This is a genomic window from Streptomyces sp. NPDC047072, assembly GCF_040643855.1.
Taxonomy (GTDB): Bacteria; Actinomycetota; Actinomycetes; order Streptomycetales; family Streptomycetaceae; genus Streptomyces.
Genome location: NZ_JBEYVC010000352.1, coordinates 1 through 2,565, shown reverse-complemented (window position 1 = coordinate 2,565; position 2,565 = coordinate 1). Strand labels below are relative to the sequence as shown.

Below are 2,565 nucleotides of genomic sequence, written 5' to 3'. Positions count from 1 at the left end.
GTCATAACTGTGGCCGTGATCATGGCTGTGGCCATGGTCGTGATCGTGGCTGTGGTCATGGGGGTGGTGGGTGTGTGCGTGGGCGCGGGGTGCGGCTGCCGTCCCGCAGTTCCTTCGCTACGACCCAGCGGCCGCCCTCGGAGGAGATGACCGTGCCCTGCTTGCCCAGCGGGTCCTGGTCGACCGCGACGACCTCCTTGTTGCCGAGGATCTCGAAGGCGCTGTCGGACGCCTTGCGCAGGTCAGTGCCGATCAGCAGCGGGGCGGCCATCACCGACCACATCGAGAAGTGCGAGCGGTACTCGGTGTCCGTCATGCCGCCGTTGCCGACCTCCAGCATGTCGGGGTCGTTCCAGTGCCCGGGACCGGCGTACGGCGCCAGCGGCAGGTTCTTCTTGAGGATCGACAGCATCGAGCCCCAGGTGTCGCCGATGTCACCGGTCGTGCGCCAGAGGTGGCCGACGTCGGCGACCCACTCCCAGGGCTTGTTCTCGCCCCATTCGCAGATGCTGTAGACGATGGGCCGGCCGGTCGCCTTCAGGGCGTCGCGCATGGTCGTGTAGCGCAGTTTCGCGTCGACGCCCTGGTTGTTGCAGTTGTCGTACTTGAGGTAGTCCACGCCCCAGTCCGCGAACTGCCGCGCGTCGCTGTACTCGTGGCCCAGCGCGCCCGGGAAGCCCGCGCTGTTGCACGTCTTGGTGCCCGCGCTGGTGTAGATGCCGAGCTTGAGCCCCTTGGAGTGCACGTAGTCCGCGACCGCCTTGATCCCGCCGGGGAACCGCACCGGGTCGGGCACGAGCTTGCCGTCTGCGTCCCGCTGCGGGAGCGCCCAGCAGTCGTCGAGGTTGACGTACTGGTATCCGGCGTCCTTCAGGCCCTTCTCGACGAAGATGTCGGCGATCCCCTTGACCATCGCCTCGTCGAACTCGGCGCGGCAGTGCGTGGAGTTCCAGTTGTTGAAGCCCGTCGGCGGGGTGAGGGCGAGACCGTCGTCCAGGGCGGGCGAGACGGTCTCCTGGACGGGGGCGGCCATGGTGGGCGCCGCCAGTCCGGCCGTGCCCAGCAGGCCCGCCGCGACTACTGCGACCACTCTTCTGCGGGTTGTGCGGGTGTGGGGGTGATGCATCGGTACGTTCCTCCGAACCTGCGAAAGGTGGGATGACTGCATGTACGCGTCATGGTGCGCGTTCGGCGCGGAAGGTGCCAGGGGTCTCACGCGATCGCTATTTGAACATGTTCAAAAATGGGTTAGGCTGCTCTCGAACGACAGAGGGGGAGCCTCATGAGATTCGTGCTGCCGGGCGGGACCGGCCAGGTCGGAAGCGTTCTCGAGCGGGCGCTGACCGCCGCGGGACACGACGTGCTGATCCTGACCAGGCGGCCGACACGCCCCAACGAGGTCGGCTGGGACGGCGCCACGCTGGGGCGATGGGCCGAACTGATCGACGGCAGCGATGTCGTGATCAATCTCGCGGGCCGCAGCGTCAGCTGCCGCTACACGCCGGACAACCTCAAGGCGATGATGGACTCGCGGGTCGACTCCGCCCGCGTCGTGGGCGAGGCGATCGCGGCCGCCGTACGACCGCCCCGCGTCTGGCTCCAGATGAGCACCGCCACGATCTACGCCCACCGTTTCGATGCCGCCCATGACGAGGCGACCGGAATCCTCGGAGGGGACGAGTCCGGTGTCCCCGACTACTGGGCCTACAGCATCGAGATCGCCAGGAACTGGGAGCGCGCCCAGCAGGAGGCCGACACCCCGCGCACCCGCAAGGTCGCCCTGCGCTCGGCGATGGTGATGAGCCCCGACCGCGGCGGGGTCTTCGACGTCCTGTCCTGGCTCACACGGCTCGGACTCGGCGGGCCGGTCGCGGGCGGCGGCCAGTACGTCTCCTGGATCCACGACGAGGACTTCGTCCGCGCGGTCGAGTTCCTGGTCGACCGGGAGGACCTCGCCGGTCCCGTGAACCTCGCCGCCCCCGGGCCGCTGCCGCAGCGGGCGTTCATGCGGGCGCTGCGCTCGGCGTGGGGTATGCCGGTCGGGCTCCCCGCGACCCGCTGGATGGCGGAGATCGGCGCGTTCGCGCTGCGCTCGGACACCGAACTGCTGCTCAAGAGCCGCCGGGTCGTCCCCGGCCGGCTGCTGGACGCGGGTTTCTCCTTCCGGCACGCCGAGTGGGCGGGAGCCGCGGACGATCTCGCGCGGCGCGCGAGGATCACCCGAAGGCCGGGCGTGACCCCGGCGCCGGTCCGCAGTTGAACCCGGCATGAAGAAGCGCAGCATGCTCGCCATCGCCTCCCTCGCCACCGGCTTCGTCGTCGCGGCGATCACGCCCTCGCACTCCGCGGGCCTGAACGACACCCTCGGCGACAACCTGAACCACATCAACGTCGACGACACCCTGAGCACGCTCGGGCACACCGTCTCCAGCGACAGCCTGGAGGGTGTCGACCAGGGAGCCCTCGGGCAGAACGGCTGACGAGGCCTTTTCGCCGACGCGAGGCCTTCACGAACGGGCCGACTGGCTGCTGGAGTTGGTGATGACACCGCTGCTGGCGCTCCAG

Annotated in this window: 2 protein-coding genes and 1 pseudogene; 2 read left to right on the top strand and 1 reads right to left on the bottom strand. The window is 69.1% G+C overall.

Annotated elements, in window-relative coordinates; translation table 11 throughout:
• Positions 1-91: 91 nt before the first annotated feature.
• Positions 92-1,126: pseudogene (locus ABZ896_RS52540) on the bottom strand (glycoside hydrolase family 27 protein); the annotation flags it as partial.
• Between the two features lie 156 nt (positions 1,127-1,282).
• Between ABZ896_RS52540 and ABZ896_RS52535 the strand changes: the two are divergent.
• Together ABZ896_RS52535 and ABZ896_RS52530 are read left to right on the top strand one after the other, a co-directional pair.
• Positions 1,283-2,260, top strand: coding sequence for a TIGR01777 family oxidoreductase (locus tag ABZ896_RS52535; RefSeq protein ID WP_360946584.1), 978 nt, complete (start codon positions 1,283-1,285; stop codon positions 2,258-2,260).
• A gap of 7 nt (positions 2,261-2,267) precedes the next feature.
• Positions 2,268-2,480 carry a hypothetical protein gene (locus ABZ896_RS52530; protein ID WP_360946582.1) on the top strand — a complete coding sequence of 71 codons (213 nt, stop codon included), beginning with the start codon at positions 2,268-2,270 and terminating at the stop codon, positions 2,478-2,480.
• Positions 2,481-2,565 lie beyond the last annotated feature (85 nt).

Excerpts from the sequence above, each read along its gene's own strand:
- ABZ896_RS52535 (WP_360946584.1), top strand. The coding sequence starts at position 1,283 with ATGAGATTCGTGCTGCCGGGCGGGACCGGCCAGGTCGGAAGCGTTCTC.
- ABZ896_RS52530 (WP_360946582.1), top strand. The coding sequence starts at position 2,268 with ATGAAGAAGCGCAGCATGCTCGCCATCGCCTCCCTCGCCACCGGCTTC.